The 499-nt window shown below is 37.3% G+C and carries 1 pseudogene; it reads right to left on the bottom strand.

The annotated features are described in order from the left end of the window. Nucleotides 1-483, bottom strand: a pseudogene (locus KTHG_RS00210) (terminase large subunit); the annotation flags it as partial. Between the last annotated feature and the right edge of the window lie 16 nt (nt 484-499).

Raw genomic sequence — 499 nt, 5'->3', positions numbered from 1 at the left:
CTTATAGTTATCAGCTACAATTTTACGAACGCCATATAATTCACGCATCTCGATAAACCAGTTCACAATATGCATGGGATTTAAAGAAGGCTCGTCTACTACTTTTAATAAGCCTTGTTTCTCCCACTTTTTAATCGGTGCACGTTTTTCAGTTCCGATATCACTAGCGCTATTAGAATAGCCATAATGCACATCACAGAATTGTTTACAGGCAAAAGAGAACGTCTTAAATACATATTCTTCACTCTTTTTAAAAAGTAAGCCACATGCTGCGAAATCTCGAACACTCCCAAAATCGAGCGAACCAATAGGGACATGATCTAGTTCAAAGAATGGACGGTTCGTTGCGGTCATTTCTTCTTTGGTTGCAACTGAATTTTCCATATTATCCTCTAAGAAGTTCATCCGTTTTGTAACAAATGCAGAACGCCCAGAAGGTTGTTTAGCCAATTTTTCATATTCTTTATACACTTTGGTATACAAACGTTTTCCACGCTTA

This window comes from Kurthia sp. Dielmo, from assembly GCF_000307285.2.
Taxonomy (GTDB): Bacteria; Bacillota; Bacilli; order Bacillales_A; family Planococcaceae; genus Kurthia; species Kurthia populi.
Note: the sequence above shows the minus strand (reverse complement) of the source record. Positions and strands in the feature narration are given on the sequence as shown.